Origin of the sequence: Pantoea sp., assembly GCF_028283705.1 — a bacterium.
GTDB lineage: Bacteria > Pseudomonadota > Gammaproteobacteria > Enterobacterales > Enterobacteriaceae > Pantoea.
In genome coordinates, this window is the sequence record NZ_JAPWKD010000032.1 from 206,729 (window position 1) to 224,115 (window position 17,387).

The 17,387-nt window shown below is 55.0% G+C and carries 18 protein-coding genes and 1 tRNA gene; 9 read left to right on the forward strand and 10 right to left on the reverse strand.

Features of this window, described 5'->3' with window-relative positions:
• Window positions 1-12 precede the first annotated feature (12 nt).
• The gene (locus PW844_RS23985; protein WP_021186143.1) at window positions 13-798 is read right to left on the reverse strand and encodes a transporter substrate-binding domain-containing protein; all 786 of its coding nucleotides are present in this window, start codon (window positions 796-798) and stop codon (window positions 13-15) included.
• Between the two features lie 192 nt (window positions 799-990).
• On the reverse strand, window positions 991-1,830 hold the full coding sequence (gene hpxU / locus PW844_RS23990; RefSeq protein WP_299457231.1) for a MurR/RpiR family transcriptional regulator HpxU: 840 nt from the start codon (window positions 1,828-1,830) through the stop codon (window positions 991-993).
• Between the two features lie 122 nt (window positions 1,831-1,952).
• On the opposite strand from hpxU, the gene PW844_RS23995 reads away from it, so the two are divergent.
• From PW844_RS23995 to hpxZ, 4 genes are read left to right on the forward strand one after another with little or no spacing between them, the layout of a single operon-like run.
• Window positions 1,953-3,539, forward strand: coding sequence for a gamma-glutamyltransferase family protein (locus tag PW844_RS23995; RefSeq protein ID WP_299457233.1), 1,587 nt, complete (start codon window positions 1,953-1,955; stop codon window positions 3,537-3,539).
• A gap of 11 nt (window positions 3,540-3,550) precedes the next feature.
• Window positions 3,551-3,736, forward strand: a complete 186-nt coding sequence (hpxX, locus tag PW844_RS24000; RefSeq protein WP_084872924.1) for an oxalurate catabolism protein HpxX — start codon at window positions 3,551-3,553, stop codon at window positions 3,734-3,736.
• A complete protein-coding gene (locus tag PW844_RS24005) occupies window positions 3,733-5,130 on the forward strand; it encodes an AtzE family amidohydrolase (RefSeq protein WP_299457239.1) in 1,398 nt (465 codons plus the stop codon). Before hpxX ends, PW844_RS24005 begins: the two co-directional genes overlap by 4 nt.
• Before the next feature lie 2 nt (window positions 5,131-5,132).
• Window positions 5,133-5,516, forward strand: coding sequence for an oxalurate catabolism protein HpxZ (gene hpxZ / locus PW844_RS24010; protein WP_299457241.1), 384 nt, complete (start codon window positions 5,133-5,135; stop codon window positions 5,514-5,516).
• 67 nt (window positions 5,517-5,583) lie between these two features.
• Here the strand turns inward: hpxZ and puuE are convergent, their stop codons facing one another.
• Genes puuE through PW844_RS24025 form a run of 3 tightly spaced genes read right to left on the reverse strand, consistent with a single transcriptional unit; the run spans window position 5,584 to window position 8,028 of the window.
• Window positions 5,584-6,546 (reverse strand): allantoinase PuuE, encoded by a 963-nt coding sequence (gene puuE / locus PW844_RS24015; RefSeq protein ID WP_299457243.1) that lies wholly within the window; start codon window positions 6,544-6,546, stop codon window positions 5,584-5,586.
• 34 nt (window positions 6,547-6,580) lie between these two features.
• Window positions 6,581-7,312 (reverse strand): allantoin racemase, encoded by a 732-nt coding sequence (hpxA, locus tag PW844_RS24020; protein WP_299457244.1) that lies wholly within the window; start codon window positions 7,310-7,312, stop codon window positions 6,581-6,583.
• On the reverse strand, window positions 7,312-8,028 hold the full coding sequence (locus PW844_RS24025) for a GntR family transcriptional regulator (RefSeq protein ID WP_299457246.1): 717 nt from the start codon (window positions 8,026-8,028) through the stop codon (window positions 7,312-7,314). Before PW844_RS24025 ends, hpxA begins: the two co-directional genes overlap by 1 nt.
• A gap of 145 nt (window positions 8,029-8,173) precedes the next feature.
• On the opposite strand from PW844_RS24025, the gene PW844_RS24030 reads away from it, so the two are divergent.
• Window positions 8,174-9,670: an NCS1 family nucleobase:cation symporter-1 gene (locus PW844_RS24030; protein ID WP_299457248.1), complete on the forward strand. Its 1,497-nt coding sequence runs from the start codon at window positions 8,174-8,176 to the stop codon at window positions 9,668-9,670.
• A 90-nt stretch (window positions 9,671-9,760) separates the two neighbouring features.
• Here PW844_RS24030 and PW844_RS24035 read toward each other — a convergent pair.
• Both PW844_RS24035 and dnaQ read right to left on the reverse strand, forming a co-directional pair.
• Window positions 9,761-9,837 (reverse strand) — tRNA-Asp (locus tag PW844_RS24035).
• A gap of 134 nt (window positions 9,838-9,971) precedes the next feature.
• Window positions 9,972-10,703, reverse strand: a complete 732-nt coding sequence (gene dnaQ / locus PW844_RS24040; protein WP_299457250.1) for a DNA polymerase III subunit epsilon — start codon at window positions 10,701-10,703, stop codon at window positions 9,972-9,974.
• On the opposite strand from dnaQ, the gene rnhA reads away from it, so the two are divergent.
• Window positions 10,657-11,223, forward strand: a complete 567-nt coding sequence (gene rnhA, locus PW844_RS24045) for a ribonuclease HI (protein ID WP_299458298.1) — start codon at window positions 10,657-10,659, stop codon at window positions 11,221-11,223. The two genes, dnaQ and rnhA, sit on opposite strands and share 47 nt — an antisense overlap.
• Here rnhA and PW844_RS24050 read toward each other — a convergent pair.
• Window positions 11,208-11,942 carry a class I SAM-dependent methyltransferase gene (locus PW844_RS24050; RefSeq protein WP_299457252.1) on the reverse strand — a complete coding sequence of 245 codons (735 nt, stop codon included), beginning with the start codon at window positions 11,940-11,942 and terminating at the stop codon, window positions 11,208-11,210. The two genes, rnhA and PW844_RS24050, sit on opposite strands and share 16 nt — an antisense overlap.
• Before the next feature lie 40 nt (window positions 11,943-11,982).
• Between PW844_RS24050 and gloB the strand changes: the two genes are divergently transcribed.
• Together gloB and mltD are read left to right on the forward strand one after the other, a co-directional pair.
• A complete protein-coding gene (gene gloB / locus PW844_RS24055) occupies window positions 11,983-12,738 on the forward strand; it encodes a hydroxyacylglutathione hydrolase (protein ID WP_299457255.1) in 756 nt (251 codons plus the stop codon).
• Between the two features lie 71 nt (window positions 12,739-12,809).
• Window positions 12,810-14,189, forward strand: coding sequence for a murein transglycosylase D (gene mltD / locus PW844_RS24060; RefSeq protein ID WP_084872902.1), 1,380 nt, complete (start codon window positions 12,810-12,812; stop codon window positions 14,187-14,189).
• Window positions 14,190-14,249: 60 nt separating this feature from the next.
• Here the strand turns inward: mltD and PW844_RS24065 are convergent, their stop codons facing one another.
• Both PW844_RS24065 and PW844_RS24070 read right to left on the reverse strand, forming a co-directional pair.
• On the reverse strand, window positions 14,250-15,053 hold the full coding sequence (locus tag PW844_RS24065) for an endonuclease/exonuclease/phosphatase family protein (protein WP_299457258.1): 804 nt from the start codon (window positions 15,051-15,053) through the stop codon (window positions 14,250-14,252).
• Between the two features lie 146 nt (window positions 15,054-15,199).
• A complete protein-coding gene (locus PW844_RS24070; RefSeq protein ID WP_299457261.1) occupies window positions 15,200-16,378 on the reverse strand; it encodes an MFS transporter in 1,179 nt (392 codons plus the stop codon).
• A gap of 98 nt (window positions 16,379-16,476) precedes the next feature.
• On the opposite strand from PW844_RS24070, the gene yafC reads away from it, so the two are divergent.
• Window positions 16,477-17,385: a DNA-binding transcriptional regulator YafC gene (gene yafC / locus PW844_RS24075; RefSeq protein WP_299457263.1), complete on the forward strand. Its 909-nt coding sequence runs from the start codon at window positions 16,477-16,479 to the stop codon at window positions 17,383-17,385.
• The last annotated feature ends 2 nt before the right edge of the window (window positions 17,386-17,387 follow it).

A 17,387-nucleotide genomic window follows, 5' to 3' on the forward strand; every position in this document is an offset into this window, starting at 1 on the left:
TGGCTGTCCTTCTTATGCGCCGAGGTTGGCCGGCAGTGGCGCTTTCAGCCACTCTTCGGACAACTTGTTCAGGGTGCCGTCTTTAATGCCCTGCTCGATCAACGCATTCACTTTATCTTTCAGCGCAGGCTCGTCCTTTTTCAGACCGATAAAGCACGGGGAATCTTTCAGCATGAACTGCGCGACCGGAGCCTTGGCCGGGTTTTGACGCGCAATCGCCGCCACGACCAGGTTGCCTGTGGCGATAAACTGCACCTGACCAGACAGATAAGCCGACAGCGTGGTGTTGTTATCTTCGTAACGTTTCACCTCGGCGTCTTTCGGTGCGATGCCGGTCAGTACCATATCCTCGACTGCACCACGGGTAACGCCGATGGATTTACCGCTCAGAGCCGCTGCATCTTTGATTTCTTCGCCTTTCGGACCAAACACACCCAGGAAGAACGGCGCGTAAGCACGGCTAAAGTCGATCACTTTTTCACGTTCGGCATTTTTCCCCATGCTGGAGATCACCAGATCGACCTTATCGGTTTGCAGATACGGCACGCGGTTAGCACTGGAGACAGGCACCAGCTGCAACTTCAGTTTCATCTCTTTGGCGAGATACTTCGCCATGTCGATATCATAGCCCTGCGGCTGTAAATCGGTGCCGACGGAACCAAACGGCGGGAAGTCCTGCGGTACGGCAATGCGGATAACACCGCGTTTCTGGATGTCCTGCAGCTGATCGGCCATCGCGCTACCGACCTGCGCCATCATTAACGCAGCGCCTGCCACTGCCATTAAAACTTTTTTCATTATGCACCCCGGTGAGTTTACGTGAAACAAAAGATTCTTGATGAATCGTTCTGCAACTAATGTGCCAACCGAAACAAAAAGAACACTTCCAAGAAAAATCAGGGTTGCAGCTTTATCAGGGTGAAAAAAACCGGCGCAGCGTCGGGACGTTAAAGCGATCAAAAAAGGTGCAAAGCACCAAAACGGTGCCCTTTAACGGTGTTCCAGCTCATCCAGATGCTGGTAGAGGTCGGCGATTTGATGGATACGCTGTCGACCTTGCGACAACATTTCATGCAACAGGGCATTAGCCAGCAGATTCACCAGACTCATGGCGGAGGCATAGCTGTCGAAGGCGGAGACGCTGTCGAGCGGTGCACACAGTTGCCAGCGCGCCAGGGTAAGCACGCCCTGCGCCTGCGGTTCACACAGCGCCAGCACCGGGATATTACTTTGTTGTAGCTGCTGCATCAGCGGGCGGAGGATGCGGGGCCGACGGCGAAACGCCATCACCACCACCACATCTTCCGGGGTGATATCCACCAGCTCCTCACCCAGCGTCTGGCCGGGTTGCGGCAGCACATGGACCTGAGGACGCGCCTGCATCAGCTGCTGGCGCAGATGCAGCGCTACCGGATAGGCATTACGCATGCCGACGATAAACAGCCGTTTCGCCTGTGCCAGCGCCTGAATCACCTCGCCAAACTGCTGCGGATCAATGCTGTTGACCCACTGCGTCAGGTTCGCCATCTCCTGCTTGTAATGACGCGACAGCAGCGTATTGCCCTGCACTGCATCGCGGTTGTCCGTCAGGGGCATACCGCTCTGGCGCAGCGTGCGCAGCTCATCACGCATGTCTTTGTATTTTTCGTAGCCAAGGCGCTTGAACAGGCGGCTCACCGTCGCTTTTGACACACCACTCAGCCGCGCCAGTTCCGCGCTGTTATAGCTGATCAGGTCGTCAAAATGATCAAAGACAAAATCGGCAATGCGCTGCTCCTGCGGCGACAGTTGCGGATAGTGGCTACGGAGGCGTTCATCTAACTGTTTCATCATTCGTCCTGTAACTTTCGTTTCATCACAAGCTAGCATAAATCGATCCACAATGGTTTTCCTGCCAAAACTGGAACAGCTCTTGCTATAACTTCCCCACGTACCCGAAAAATGAGTTCACTATGATACAGAGCAATATGGCGCCATTAGGCATGGCCGTAACCCCGCACCATCTCGCCAGCGAAAGCGCCTTAGCGGTGCTGCGCGAAGGTGGCAACGCCATTGAAGCCATGGTCGCGGCTGCCGCCACTATCGCCGTGGTCTACCCGCATATGAACGGGCTGGGCGGTGACGGCTTCTGGCTGATTGTGCCGCCGGGTGGCGATCCCATCGCTATCGATGCCAGCGGTGCTGCCGGTTCACTGGCGCACTTCGATTTTTATCACGGCGCAACAAAAATTCCACATCGCGGACCGAAAGCGGCGCTCACCGTGGCAGGCACTGTCAGCGGCTGGCAGGAAGCCCTGGCTTATTCTGCCGAGCTGGGAGCCACAGCATTGCCGCTGCCACGCCTGCTGCGTGACGCTATCCGCTATGCGGCTGACGGCATTCCCGTCACAGACTCGCAGGCCGCCGCAACCGCCGCTAAACGCCATGAATTGCAGGATCAGCCGGGGTTTGCTGCCACCTTTTTGCCCGATGGCGAAGTGCCTGCGGCAGGTAGCCGTTTCACCCAACCGGCTCTGGCCAATACCCTCAGCCTGCTGTGCGAGCAGGGATTAGACAGTTTTTATCGCGGTGAACTGGCGCATCATCTGGCACGGGAAATGTCGGCACTCGGCATGCCGGTCACCCTCGAAGATCTGCAACGCCAGCAGGCACGCCGCTGCACGCCGCTGCATCTGGCGCACAGCGAAGGCGATATCTGGAACATGACGCCACCCACCCAAGGGCTGGTGTCGCTGGCGATTCTGGGCATTACCGACCAGCTCAATATGGCGGATGCCGATGAAACGCAGACCGTGCATCGCATCGTTGAAGCCACCAAGAAAGCCTTTGCCCTGCGCGATCAACATATTACCGATCCGCGCCATATCGACATTGATGTGCAAAGCCTGCTGGATGCTGATCATCTTGCTGGCCTGGCCGCGCAGATTGATGATGCCAATGCCGCCCCGTGGGGCACCGGTAAAGGTCCAGGAGATACCGTGTGGATGGGGGTGATGGACAGCAGCGGGCTGGCGGTCTCCTTTATCCAGAGCATTTATCACGAATTTGGCAGTGGCGTGGTCCTGCCAGGCACCGGTATCACCTGGCAAAACCGTGGCGCGGCCTTCAGTTTGCAGCCCGGCCACCTGTTGGCGCTGGCACCCGGCAAACAACCGTTCCACACCCTTAACCCGGCGGCGGCACGCCTGAAAGATGGCCGCACCATGGTGTATGGCTCGATGGGCGGCGACGGTCAGCCACAGACCCAGGCGGCGATTTTTACCCGCCATGTTATCCAGGGATTACCGTTGCAACAGGCGGTGAGCTCGCCGCGCTGGCTGCTGGGCCGCACCTGGGGCCAATCCTCTGACTCCCTCAAGCTGGAAGCGCGTGTGGCACCGGAAACGGTACAGCAGTTGCGCGCACTGGGTCATGAAGTGGAGCTGTTACCTGATTTTAGCGAGGTGGTCGGCCATGCTGGTGCCATCGTTCGCCATAACAACGGCATGCTGGAAGGCGCGTTTGATCCGCGCAGCAACGGCAGCGCCGCTGGTTTCTAAGGAGAATACTGATGAGTGCACAACCGGACTGGGCCGCCTATATCGCCCAGATGGAACAGATTCTGGCGCTGGAGCTGGATGAGGCGCGCCGCGCCGAACTTTTGACCCAATTTAACCGCATTGCCGCGATGGCTGAACCGCTGATGGCTTATCCGCTCGACGATCGTCTGGAAGTGGCGGGAGTGTATAAGCTATGAAACTTTCGGCCCTCTCAATCAGCGCGCTGCAACAGGCACTGAGCAACGGCGAGATTAGTGCGCGTGACATCGCCGAACACACGATAAGCGCGATTGAACAGCATAACCCGGCACTCAACGCCTGGACCGAAGTCACCGGTCAGCGCATGCTGAAAGAAGCGGATCAGCTGGATGCACAACGCCAGCGCGGGGAAACCTTACCGGCGCTGGCGGGCATTCCCTATGCGGTGAAGAACCTGTTTGACGTCGCCGGTCACAGTACCCTGGCCGGTGCCAGCCTGTTCAGTGAACGCCCGGCAGCGCGCGAAGATGCCTGGGCGGTGAGCAAGCTGCGACAACAAGGGGCGCTGCTCTCCGGGATGCTGAATATGGATGCTTATGCCTACGGCTTCACCACCGAGAACACCCATTATGGCCCCACCCACAACCCGCGCGATCTGACGCGGGTGGCGGGCGGTTCCTCAGGCGGATCGGCAGCCGCCGTCGCGGCCGGGCTGGTGCACTTCTCGCTCGGCAGCGATACCAACGGCTCGATTCGCGTCCCGGCTTCGCTGTGCGGCATTTTCGGCCTGAAGCCTACCTTTGGCCGTTTATCCCGCAGCGGCAGCCACCCGTTTGTCGCCAGCCTCGACCATATCGGCCCCTTCGCGCGTTCTGTGGAAGATCTCAGCCTGGTGTATGACATTTTGCAGGGGGCTGACGCCAGCGATGCCTTTCAGGCCGCGCAACCGGTGATGACGGCAAGCGACACACTGACGCAGGGATCGGCAGGGTTACGTTGTGGCGTGTTAGGCGGCTTCTTCTCCACCTGGTGCAATGATGATGCCCGAGCTGCGCTGGCCGTGGTGGCCAAAGCGCTGGCAGCCAACGATGAAGTCACGATGCCAGATGCTGAGATTGCCCGCTCTGCCGCCTTTATCCTCACAGCAGCGGAAGGAGGCAATCACTACCTGCCAAAACTGCGCGAGATGCCAGAACGTTTCGAACCGAACTCACGCGAACGCCTGCTGGCTGGTGCGATGCTGCCCTCCGCCTGGTACGTGCAGGCACAACGCTTCCGTCGTCATTTCCAGCAACAGATACTGCCGCTGTTTGAGCAGTTCGATGTGTTGATCGCCCCGGCAACGCCGTGCAGCGCGACCACCATCGGCCAGGAAACCATTCATATCAACGGCCAGCATCTGCCGACGCGCGCCAGTATGGGGATGCTGACTCAGCCGATCTCCTTCCTTGGCCTGCCGGTGTGTACCGTACCGCTGCCGACGGCGAGCGGCCTGCCGATTGGATTACAGCTGATCGCCGCACCGTTTAAAGAACACCTCGCATTGCGCGCCGCCTGGGCGTTGCAACAGCAAGGGCTTACTCTGCCGCAAACCACCCTGATGGACGCATAAGCATGACACCTGAACATATTGATCGTCCGGCAATTGTCGCCGAAGTGACAGCGGCGTTTTATCGCTACGAGCAAGCGCTGATCAGTAATGACGTGGACGTTCTGGATGAGCTGTTCTGGCATGACAGCCGCACGGTACGTCTCGGTGCCGGTGAGAATCTGTATGGCATCGAAGAAATCCGCGCGTTTCGTGCCGCACGTCCCTCGACCGGACTGGATCGTACGTTACGCCACACGGTGATCACCACCTTTGGCGATGACTATGCGGTGTGCAGCACCGAATTTACCCGTGAAGGAACGGAGAGGATTGGCCGTCAGCAGCAAACCTGGGTGCGGCTGCCGTGCGGCTGGCGTATTGTTGCCGCGCAGGTAAGTTTGATGAACTAAAGATATATTGCCGTAGCGGCGCGATTTATCGCGCGGATTTTTCCAGCATCGCGCCGCTACAGGCGTATTAACCAGCCACCGGGGCTGGATACGTTTCCATCCAGTGATCGGCGATCTGCTGGCGGGTGCATACCCAGACCCGATCATGCTGCTGGATATGATCGAGGAAGCGTTGCAGGCCACGGAATTTGCCCGGACGCCCCAGCAGACGACAATGCATACCAATCGACATCATCTTCGGCGCGCTTTCCCCCTCTTCATACAACACATCAAAGGTGTCACGCAGATAGGTATAGAACTGCTCGGCGGTGTTGAACCCCTGCGGCGAGGCAAAGCGCATATCGTTACATTCCAGCGTATACGGAATGATCAGATGCGGTTTAACCGTACCATCCTGACAGGTGACCTGGGTCCAGAACGGTAAGTCATCGCCGTAGTAATCGCTGTCGTAGCTAAAGCCGCCCTGCTCCACCACCAGACGGCGGGTATTGGGGCTGTCGCGCCCGGTGTACCAGCCGGTTGGCGCTTTACCGAACAAATCCTTCAGCACATCCACCGCCTGCTGCATATGCTGCCGCTCGGTTTTCGCATCCATGCCCTGATAGTGGATCCAGCGCCAACCGTGGCTGACGACGTCATAGTCAGCGGCTTTGATCGCTTCGACAATTTCCGGGTGACGAGCCAGTGCCATCGCCACACCAAAAATGGTCAGCGGCAAACCGCGTTTTTGAAATTCATTGTGGATGCGCCAGAAACCGGCGCGTGAGCCGTACTCGTATAATGAGTCCATCGACATATGGCGATCGGTATAGCTGGCTGCACCGATGATGTCGGAAAGAAACTGCTCGGAACCGGCATCGCCGTGCAGCACGTTATTCTCTGCACCCTCTTCATAATTGAGGACAAACTGCACCGCGACGCGCGCTTTACCCGGCCAGCGGGCATGGGGTGGTTGACTGGCATAGCCGATCAGGTCGCGTGGATAGTTTTTGTTGAAGCTGTACTCTTTCTTTTCAGATACATCACTCATTCTGTAAGTTCCTGTGGTAAACCTCAACCAGTGCTTAGTTTAGGTGCTGAAAAGCACCTGTGAGCGGTTTTTCTAGCGGGTAATCGAGATCGCCATGTTTGCTGGTGCCAAAGCCCAGCGCTACCAGCGATTCCACCATTTTGACCGCCGCACCGACGCCGTCGATCACTGGCAGACCGAGTTCCCGGGTCAGATCCTGAGCAAGCGAAGCCATCCCGCCACAACCCAGCACAATCGCCCCGCTACCGTCTTCCCGCTTCGCCTGGATACAACGCTGACGTACTTTTTCCTGTGCAATTCCGCTGCCATCTTCTAAGGCCAGCACCGGCAGATCGATGGCGTGCACCCCGGCGCAGTGATGGGTAAAACCATATTGCTGTAATAAATGGCGCGCGATAATTAGCGTGCGTGGCAGCGTGGTGACGATGGAAAAACGCGTCGCCAGTAGCGTGGCAGTGTGCATCGCCGCTTCCGCAATGCCGACCACCGGGCCGCTTGCCAGCTCGCGGGCGGCTAATAAGCCGGGATCGCCAAAACAGGCAATCACATGCCCACTCACCCCCTGCGCTTTGCCCAGCGTCACCTGTTCCAGCACCCCAATCGCCGCAATGGCTTCATCAAAATGGCCTTCAATCGAAGGTACGCCCTGGCTCGGACACACCGCAATAATTTCCGTGCCCGGTGCAGCAACGGCACGCGCCGCCTGGCCGATGGTTTCCGTCATCGCCAGGCTGGTGTTGGGATTGATGACCTGGATCAGGCTCATTACGGTTCTCCTTTCCCGGCAAATAACCGGGCAAAGTCAGGGAGGGTTTCACCGCTGCGCTCAAAGTGCAGGCTGGCAACAATATGTTCGAAATGATGCTGAAGTGATGCCGTCAGTGCAGGCAGATCCTTCTGGCGCAACAGCTCCACCAGCCGATCGTGATGATCACAACGGCAACCACGCTGCCAGGGCGCGCCCCAGGCGGCAATCACCAGCGAGGAACGTTGCGTCAGACGCGTCACCATCTCGGTCAGCACCTGATTACCGGATATCGCCTGCAGCTGGATGTGGAAGGCAGCCGACAGACGGATAGCGGCGGCACCATCATTCTGTTCGTGTGCCTGCTGCTCCTCGGCAATCAGACCCGCCAGCGCCGCCAGATGCGGCGGCTGGACATGCGCGACGACCGCAGGCAGGTTGGCACACTCCAGTAAACTACGCGTGGCGAAAATATCACGCGCCTCTTCCACGCCAGGCGTCGCAACCTGTGCACCACGCCTGGGCGATAAGGTAATCATTTGCACCGCCGCGAGGCGTTGCAGCACCTTGCGAATGCCCGTGCGACTGACACCAAACACCTCGGATAAGGCTTCTTCCGGCAATTTGCTGCCTGGCGGTAATTGATGTTCGACAATGGCGTTCAGCAACGCCTGGTAGATGGGTTCGTCTCTATCATTCAGATCTGCGGCCGTTCTCTGGCCTGTTTCACTCTTCATTTCCCGCTCCGGTAAATGTCTGTGCACAGCACATCGTATACGCGAAAAACAATTTTTGTATACAAGAAATCAATTCTGGCCTGGATCCTGCAATACCGTTTCACGCTGTGATTATTTTTTCATTATTAAGAGAGGAGCAGGTTTCATGCCAAATCATTCTGAAGTGACCTCTGCGGTGGCCTCTGAAGCCAACGCCCATTACAGCCCACGACTGTGCAACGAAGATCTGGCACCAACGCGTGACCAGAACTGGTCGTGGTACAACATTTTTTCTTTCTGGATGTCGGATGTACACAGTATGGGCGGCTATGTGGTGGCTGCCAGCTTCTTTACCCTCGGCCTGGCAAGCTGGCAGGTGCTACTGTGTCTGCTGGTAGGAATTTGCATTGTCCAGCTGTGCGCCAACCTGGTGGCGAAGCCAAGCCAGATGGCAGGCGTGCCTTACGCGGTCATTTCACGTCAGGCATTTGGTGTTTTCGGAGCTAATATCCCGGCGGTGATTCGTGGCCTGATCGCCTTCGCCTGGTATGGTATTCAGACTTACCTGGCAGCCAATGCATTGATGCTGGTCCTGCTGAAGTTCTTCCCCTCACTCGCCAGCATGACGCACAGCAGCTGGCTGGGCTTATCGCAGCTGGGCTGGTGCTGCTTCGGTATCATGTGGTTCCTGCAGGCGCTGGTGTTCTGGCACGGGATGAACGCGATTAAACGTTTCATCGATGTTGCCGGCCCGGCTGTATACGTCGTGATGGTGGCATTGGCCGGATGGATTGTATACAAGACTGGTTTTAACGGTATCTCCTTTACCCTCGCCAGCAAGCAGTTAAGTGCCGGTGAGCAGACCTGGCAGATGATCACCGCCACGGCGCTGGTGGTGTCTTACTTCTCCGGTCCGCTGCTCAACTTTGGTGACTTCTCCCGTTATGGCAAGAATATGGGCGAGATTCGTCGCGGCAATCGCTGGGGTCTGCCGTTTAACTTCCTGCTGTTCTCCATCGTCACCGTGGTGATTGTCTCCGGCAGCAATTCGCTGTTTGGCCGCATGATTACCGACCCGATTGAAACGGTCAGCATGGTGGGTAACGATCTGGCGGTGGCGATTGGCCTGCTGACCATGATCACCGCCACCATCGGTATCAATATCGTGGCGAACTTCGTTTCACCGGCTTTCGACTTCTCCAACTGCTCACCGCAGAAAATCAGCTTCCGTACTGGAGGCATGATCGCCGCCGTCGGTTCCGTGCTGCTGACGCCGTGGAACCTGTTCCAGTCACCTGAGTTGATTCATTACACGCTGGATGTGCTGGGTTCCTTTATCGGGCCACTGTTTGGCATTTTGATCGCCGATTTCTATCTGATCAAACGCAGCAAGGTGTATGTCGATGACCTGTTTGATGATACGTCGAAAGGTCGCTACTGGTATCAAGGGGGCTTTAACCCGAAAGCGATCGCCGCGCTGCTGCCTTCGGTGGGAATTGGTCTGATTATCAGCTTTATTCCGTCATTGCATGAGGTGGCAAATTTTAGCTGGTTTATCGGTGTGGCACTGGGCATGGGTTGCTATCGCTGGCTGGCACGTGCTGAACGTGAAGCTCCGGTAGCAGGGGCGTATCGTGGCAAGGTGGCGGTACAGAAGGATTAACCCGAACGGCGCGATTAGCGCGCCGTTTGATTTATGTCGCTGAAAAAGCAAAAAGCCGATTCATTGCTGAATCGGCTTCTTTAAAGAGATTGGCGGTGCGGACGGGACTCGAACCCGCGACCCCCGGCGTGACAGGCCGGTATTCTAACCGACTGAACTACCGCACCGCGCTGTGTTCCCCGTCGGGAACGAGGCGCATATTAATGGCAGGGCGATCAGCCGTCAACGCTTTTTCTGTGGCTTTGTTTCGTTTGCTGCTTTTTTCGACTTAACGCCGCTTTTCCACGCAAAATCAGCGATTTCAGGCGCGCCACAGGCAGCTGCCGCCCTTCTTCATCACCAGATCTAAACGCCCTTCATGTGCCAGACATTCTTCATCACTGGCGCTGACCACGCGCAGCCCGGATGCCGGACGCACAATACGCTGAATATTTTCACCATCGGCCTGGTTGCTTTGCTCACTGTCCAGCGAGAATGCCAGCGACGTCTGGCCACCGGTGATGGTCAGGAACACTTCCGCCAGGATTTCGGCATCGAGTAATGCGCCATGCAGCGTACGCTTGCTGTTGTCAATTTCGAGACGGTTACAGAGCGCATCAAGGCTGTTACGCTTGCCGGGGAACATCTTACGCGCCATCGCCAGGCTATCGGTTATCTGGCAGAAGGTTTCCGTTTTGCCAATGTCGCGTTTCAGCATGGCAAACTCGTAATCCATAAAGCCGATATCGAACGCTGCGTTATGAATCACCAGCTCAGCACCCTGGATATACTCAAGAAACTCATCAGCGATGTCACTGAAGCTGGGTTTATCCGCCAGAAACTCATCGGCAATACCATGCACACCAAAGGCTTCCGGATCCACCAGCCGGTCGGGCTTGAGGTAGATATGGAAGTTGTTGCCGGTCAGGCGGCGATTGATAACTTCAACCGCACCGATTTCAATGATGCGGTGTCCTTCATAGTGCACACCGATCATGTTCATGCCGGTGGTTTCTGTATCGAGGACGATCTGGCGGTTATTTGCAGTGCTCATAGGACTCGTTTATGTCAGACTTGGCGTTTTGTCAGAAGGAAGTCTACCAGAGATGCGTAAACAGGTAGAAATATTCACCGATGGATCCTGTCTTGGCAATCCCGGTCCTGGTGGCTATGGTGCCATTCTGCGTTATCGCCAGCATGAAAAAACCTTCAGTGCCGGTTATCACCTCACCACCAATAATCGTATGGAGCTGATGGCCGCCATTGTCGCGCTGGAAGCGCTGACGCAGCCGTGTGAAGTGGTGATCAGCACCGATAGCCAGTATGTGCGCCAGGGTATTACCAGCTGGATCCACAACTGGAAAAAACGTGGCTGGAAAACCGCAGATAAAAAACCCGTGAAGAATGTCGATCTGTGGCAACGACTGGATCTGGCGCTGAGTTCACACCAGATAGTGTGGGAATGGGTAAAGGGCCATGCCGGTCACCCGGAGAATGAACGCTGTGACGAACTGGCGCGCAGTGCCGCCAGCCAGCCGTCGCAGGACGATATTGGCTATCAGCCCGAATCCTGATCCTTCATTTTCCGAAACTGCCGCGTAGCGTTCACCGCCTGTCGCAGCTGCGTTTTACTCAGGCTTTTTTTCACTTTGGTGGGCGTTAACGGGAAGGTGCGTTTACGTGCCACCACCACATTCAGGCAACCCAGCGCAGGCAGATGCGCACTGATCACTTTGCCGCCCTGCCGGTGCCACGGCACCACCTGGAAGCGGGTACGGTAGACGACTTCGTAATTCAGCAGATTCAGCCAGTCCAGCAGTCGCATCTGGCTAAACATCCGTCCGCTCCAGGGTGCACGACCATGTAAGCCCGGAATGCCTTTGCTGATACCGAGCAGGCTAAAGGGATTAAAACCGCTGATAATCATCCAGCCATCGTCAATCAGGACCCGGTCCACTTCGCGCAGCACGCGATGCGGGTCCTGGCTCCAGGCTAACGTATGTGCCAGCAAGCAGGCGTCAATCGATTTGGCTTCAAATGGCAGCTGAGTAGCACGGGCAATCACCTGCAGCCCTTCACCCTCTTCGCCGACATTAACCTGATGCGAAATAGCACAATGGCTGGTATTGATTTCTGCGCTAAGGCTGCCAATTTTAAGCATATGAAAGCCATACAGCTTGCCGAGCGAAGGCTGAAGTTGCTGTGTGAGTGCGTCGCGAAAGTAGTCGCCCCAGGGCATGTCGCGCCAGGAGCGCGGCGCAGTCAGGATTTGGCGTGTTTTAGCCGGCTTCATGCTTTACCATCTTCCTTTTTCTACGGCCTGAGAGGTGTTTATGAATCTTACCAGTATTCCCGCATTGCAGGATAACTACATCTGGACACTGACGGATGACCAGCAAAATTGCCTGATTGTCGATCCTGGTGAAGCTCAACCGGTACTGGATAAAATTAAGGCCAATCGCTGGCATCCGGTGGCGATTTTACTGACTCATCATCATCACGACCATGTGGGTGGCGTCAGCGAATTGCTCCAGCATTACCCCGATATGGCCGTTTTCGGTCCACAGGAAACTGCAGATAAAGGGGCAAAGCACATTGTTGCCGATGGAGATGAATTTACGCTGTCAGGGAGAAATTTTCGTGTCATCGCGACCCCCGGACACACTTTAGGACATATCTCATATTTCAGCTCGCCTTATCTTTTCTGTGGCGACACGATGTTTTCTGGCGGTTGCGGCAGATTATTTGAAGGCACTGCGCAGCAAATGTTTGATTCATTTCAAAAGCTTAATGAACTCCCTGCCGACACCTTAATTTGCTGTGCCCATGAGTACACTTTATCCAATATGAAGTTTGCTGCGGCTATTCTGCCTCATGACCCGAAAATTTTGGCAAGGTATCAGCAAATTAAGGACTTACGTGCAGAAAATCGCATTACTTTGCCCACAAACCTGGCGCTGGAGAGGGAAATAAATTTATTTTTGCGCACGCAAGATCCTGATTTGCAAAAGGCTTTAGGCGTTAATTTAGCAACCGCCCCGCTATGGCAAACTTTTGCTGTTCTACGCGAGAAGAAAGATCGTTTTTAATTTTTATGGTTGTGTTGTGTCAGACCGTCACGTATGATTGCTCGTCTTTTAAGCGAACTATTGACACACACATGAAGGCAAAAGCGATATTAATCGCCTCTGTCTTGCTGGTGGGAGGATGTCAGGCATCAAGGAATGACGCCACGATCCCAGAACAGCATGCTCAGAGCCTGTCTTCAGCTGGTCAAGGTGAAAATGGAAAGTACGGAGATCGCTTGTTGTCGCCGCGCTGGCAAGATGATGGAACAAGCCTCGCAGAAGACACTGATCTCTGGAATCACATTAGTGACGAGTTGAAGATGGGGATTCCGGATAACCCCCGGATCCGCGAACAAAAAACAAAGTACTTAAGAAATAAGAGCTATCTCCACGATGTAACATTACGGGCAGAGCCGTACATGTACTGGATTGTCGAGCAGATACAGAAACGTAAAATGCCGATGGAACTGGTACTGCTACCCATAGTGGAGAGCGCTTTTGACCCACATGCAACATCTTCTGCGAATGCCGCTGGCATCTGGCAGATTGTTGCAACAACGGGCAAAAACTATGGTTTGAAACAGAACCAATGGTATGACGGTCGCCGCGATGTGGTGGCTTCTACCAAGGTTGCGCTGGATATGATGCAGCGTCTCAACACCATGTTTGACGGTGACTGGTTACTGACCATCGCCGCCTATAACAGCGGTGAGGGACGAGTGCTGAAAGCGATTAAACAGAACAAGGCGCGCGGTAAGCCGACCGACTTCTGGAACCTGTCGCTGCCACGCGAAACCACGGTTTATGTTCCGAAAATGTTGGCCTTGAGCGATATTCTCAAGAACAACAAGCGTTACGGCATCAAATTGCCGACCCCAAATGAGAGCCGTGCACTGGCTCGCGTGGAAGTGGGTCAGCAGATTGAGCTGACGCAGGCCGCAGATATGGCTGGTATGTCGTTAAGTAAGCTGAAAAGCTTCAATGCCGGCTATAAACACGGTACGACAGCGCCGAATGGACCGCACTACATTATGGTGCCCAAGTCCAATGTTGCTCAGCTACGCAATTCACTGGCATCCGGTGATATTGCCTCCGTGCAGCCGCAGCTGGCGAAAGCCAGTGATGCCGTTAGCAGCTACACGGTGCGCAAAGGTGACACCTTGTCTGGCATTGCCAGCAAGCTCGGTGTTAGCGTCAATGCACTGAAACAGCAGAATAACCTGCGCGGTGCCTCAGTTCGAATCGGTCAGAAATTGACCGTTGGCGACAAAGGCTCGCAGCTGGCCGATAACGGCAACAGCATCACCTATCGTGTTCGTAAGGGTGATTCTCTTGCCAGTATCGCGCGACGTCATGGTGTTAACATCCAGGACGTTATGCGCTGGAACAGTGTATTAACTGCTGCGAAAAGCATTCAGCCGGGGGATAACCTCACGCTGTTTGTCCATAATAGCGCAACGCCAGATACCTAATGGCTCGAAAAGGCTGACATTTGTCGGCCTTTTTCATTTTCTTATCGGGGAAAATCGGTTTTAGCGCGCTGCTGCCCAGGTGGAGTTAAATTCAACCAGCAATGGGTTGTGGTCTGAAGCTCGAGTCACCAGTACCGACGCCTCATTCACTTTCATATCGCGATAAAACACAAAATCCAGTGGGCGGCCGAAGGCTTTCCGTCGATGGTCATCAGTAAAAGTCACTTCCCTTAATGACATCTCCTGAGCAAAGCGAAACAGCGCCTTCATGCGCTGACGACTCCAGGCGTTGAAATCGCCCGCCATAATCACCGGACCACGGTGATACTGAATCTGCTCGCCAATCGGCCCCAGCTGTTTGCTATAGACATCAATGCCAAGGCTGAAATTCACCGCATGAATGTTCACCACCATCAGCATTTCGCCGTTCGGTAGCGGGTAAGCCGTCACCAGTGCTGATTTTGCCAGCCGCAGTAACGGCTCACGCTCACGCAATGGGCAGCAATAAACAGGATGCGCCGATGCCAGCGTCATCACGCCAGAAGGATGCTGAGGCAGGACAAATGCGGGCACCTGATCGGCAGCCAGATAATTGCTGGTAGCAAATCTGACCAGCTCAGGCGTGGTCTGTGCTTCCTGTAACAACACCAGATGCGCATCTTTGCCAAAGCCCTGCAGCACTGACATCCAGTCTGCTCGTTGCTGTTTAAAGATGTTCCAGACCAGGACCCTCAACGTTGGGTTGGCTGGCAATGGCGCGCCGGGCGGCAGTGCCTGCCCAAGATGCAGCATCGCCCCCGGCGGAAAGATCCGCTCGGCAGGCTGACCTGCTACATAACGCATTGCATAGGTTTTTTTCCGCACTTTCCCGCCTGGCTAGTTACAAACATACTTCACCTGACTGTTATAGGGATTTTAGCGCGGGGTTTCAATTGGTGTTCTTGATTGTCGGAGTGGATATTTCGGCTTAAACGTAAACAGCCTGACATTTGGCAGGCTGTTTCTGAAGATTATTCCGCAGCCATAAAGGTGCGTGGCTTATCCAGCAAACCACTGAGGCGTACCAGCAACAAGGCAATAAAGACAATCACTGCCCCCACCCACGGCGTTTGTGCTAATCCATAATGCTGCACAATAGTCCCGCCAACCGTAGAACCCAGTGCGATACCAATATTAAAGGCGGCGATGTTGAGTCCAGAGGCAACGTCTACCGCTCCGGGGGCATAGTGTCCTGCCTTCTGTACCACGTAAACCTGCAAGCCAGGCACGTTGGCGAAGGCAAAGATGCCCATGATGATCACTGTCGCTAACGCCAGGTAGTGCGTATTGGCCGTGAACTGAAAGACGGCTAACAAAATCGCCAGGGCAGCGAATATTATGGTCAGGGCTGGCACGGCACCCCGACGGTCCGCCAGTTTTCCACCCCAGATATTACCTATTGCCACAGCGATACCATATCCCAGCAAAATAATGCTCACGGCTGAGGGAGAGAAGCCTGCCAGAGACTGCATCATCGGTGCCAGAAAGGTAAAGGCCGTAAACACGCCACCATAGCCCAACGCAGTAATCGCATAGATCAATAATAAACGTGGATTGGTCAGCACCCGGGCCTGTTGCAGTAACGACGTAGCGGGCGGCTGTGCAATGTTACGCGGCACCAGCAACATGCTACCGATCAGGGCAATCACCCCCAGCATAGATACTGCAAGAAAACTCTCACGCCAGCCGAAATGCTGTCCTATCAGCGTTCCCAGCGGCACCCCCGTCACCAGCGCGACAGTCAGACCACCAAACATAATCGCAATCGCACTGGCCGCTTTCTCTTTGCTTACCAGGCTGGTAGCGATGGTGGAGCCTACAGAGAAGAATACACCGTGAGCCAGGCCGGTTAGCAAACGGGCAATTACCAGCGTTTCATAGTTCGGTGCCTGCCAGGCCACCAGGTTCCCCAGAGTAAATAGTGCCATCAATCCCATCAGCAAATGCTTACGCGGCAATTTCCCGGTGAGAGCAGTAAGTATCGGCGCACCTACGGCAACCCCGAGAGCATAGATAGAGACCAGCATCCCGGCAGAAGGAAGCGTGATGGCGAGCTGTTGCGCAATGGTCGGGATTAACCCAACGATGACAAATTCAGTTGTTCCGATAGCGAAGGCGCTGATGGTCAGCGCCCAGAGTGCAAGTGGCATGATTGACTCCCATTGGTTTTGATGGGCGTCAGTATCTGCTTATGCTTTAATGACAAAAAGGTGCAAAGTAACAATAGACTTTTGCTTATGGAGGGATAATGAAGGCATCGTCAGATGAAGTGAAGGTGTTCATCGCTGTGGTCGAAAGTGGCAGTTTTAGCCGCGCTGCAGAGCAGTTAAATATGGCCAATTCGGCCGTCAGCCGCACGGTTAAAAAGCTTGAAACTAAGCTGGGAGTGGCTTTATTGACCCGTACTACGCGTCAGCTGGCACTCACTCATGAAGGCGAACACTATTTCCGTCGCGTACAGAAATTGATGCAGGAAATGTCGACTGCCGAAAACGAGTTGATTGAACGTCAGCAAGCTCCGCAGGGTTTGCTGCGTATTGATGCAGCAACACCGGTGATTCTGCATCTGCTGCTGCCAATGATTAAGCCTTTTCGCGAACGTTATCCAGATGTCACGCTCTCGCTCATCTCCTCAGAAAGCTTTATTAATCTTATTGAGCGAAAAGTCGACGTTGCCATTCGGGCAGGAACACTGACGGACTCCACCCTGCGCGCTCGCCTGCTGTTTATCAGCTACCGTAAATTGGTCGCAACGCCGGCTTATCTGGCGAAATATGGCATTCCTGAGTCGGTGGCCGATCTGGCCAGTCATGAATGTCTGGGCTTCGTTGAACCCTTACGCCTCAATCGCTGGCCAGTGGCACAGGAAAATGGCGAACTTTATGATATCCAGCCAGGTATGTCGTCAAACAGCGGAGAGACACTGAAACAGCTTTGCCTGAATGACAATGGTATTGCCTGTTTGTCGGACTATATGGTCGATAAAGAAATTGCTGAGGGGACCCTGGTGGAATTGCTGATGCAGCTGCGTCTACCGGTAGAAATGCCCTTTAATGCGGTTTACTACAGTGATCTTGGTGTGAGCCAGCGTGTGCGGGCATTTATTGATTTTCTTAGCGAGTGGGTGCAGAACCAGCCCTGGCGTAGCCAGGACTGATC

Coding starts and splice junctions, on each gene's coding strand:
- hpxZ (WP_299457241.1), top strand. CDS start 5,133: ATGACACCTGAACATATTGATCGTCCGGCAATTGTCGCCGAAGTGACA.
- mltD (WP_084872902.1), top strand. CDS start 12,810: ATGAAGGCAAAAGCGATATTAATCGCCTCTGTCTTGCTGGTGGGAGGA.
- gloB (WP_299457255.1), top strand. CDS start 11,983: ATGAATCTTACCAGTATTCCCGCATTGCAGGATAACTACATCTGGACA.
- PW844_RS24050 (WP_299457252.1), bottom strand. CDS start 11,942: ATGAAGCCGGCTAAAACACGCCAAATCCTGACTGCGCCGCGCTCCTGG.
- hpxX (WP_084872924.1), top strand. CDS start 3,551: ATGAGTGCACAACCGGACTGGGCCGCCTATATCGCCCAGATGGAACAG.
- dnaQ (WP_299457250.1), bottom strand. CDS start 10,703: ATGAGCACTGCAAATAACCGCCAGATCGTCCTCGATACAGAAACCACC.
- hpxA (WP_299457244.1), bottom strand. CDS start 7,312: ATGAGCCTGATCCAGGTCATCAATCCCAACACCAGCCTGGCGATGACG.
- PW844_RS24030 (WP_299457248.1), top strand. CDS start 8,174: ATGCCAAATCATTCTGAAGTGACCTCTGCGGTGGCCTCTGAAGCCAAC.
- PW844_RS23985 (WP_021186143.1), bottom strand. CDS start 798: ATGAAAAAAGTTTTAATGGCAGTGGCAGGCGCTGCGTTAATGATGGCG.
- puuE (WP_299457243.1), bottom strand. CDS start 6,546: ATGAGTGATGTATCTGAAAAGAAAGAGTACAGCTTCAACAAAAACTAT.
- PW844_RS23995 (WP_299457233.1), top strand. CDS start 1,953: ATGATACAGAGCAATATGGCGCCATTAGGCATGGCCGTAACCCCGCAC.
- PW844_RS24005 (WP_299457239.1), top strand. CDS start 3,733: ATGAAACTTTCGGCCCTCTCAATCAGCGCGCTGCAACAGGCACTGAGC.
- hpxU (WP_299457231.1), bottom strand. CDS start 1,830: ATGAAACAGTTAGATGAACGCCTCCGTAGCCACTATCCGCAACTGTCG.
- yafC (WP_299457263.1), top strand. CDS start 16,477: ATGAAGGCATCGTCAGATGAAGTGAAGGTGTTCATCGCTGTGGTCGAA.
- PW844_RS24025 (WP_299457246.1), bottom strand. CDS start 8,028: ATGAAGAGTGAAACAGGCCAGAGAACGGCCGCAGATCTGAATGATAGA.
- PW844_RS24070 (WP_299457261.1), bottom strand. CDS start 16,378: ATGCCACTTGCACTCTGGGCGCTGACCATCAGCGCCTTCGCTATCGGA.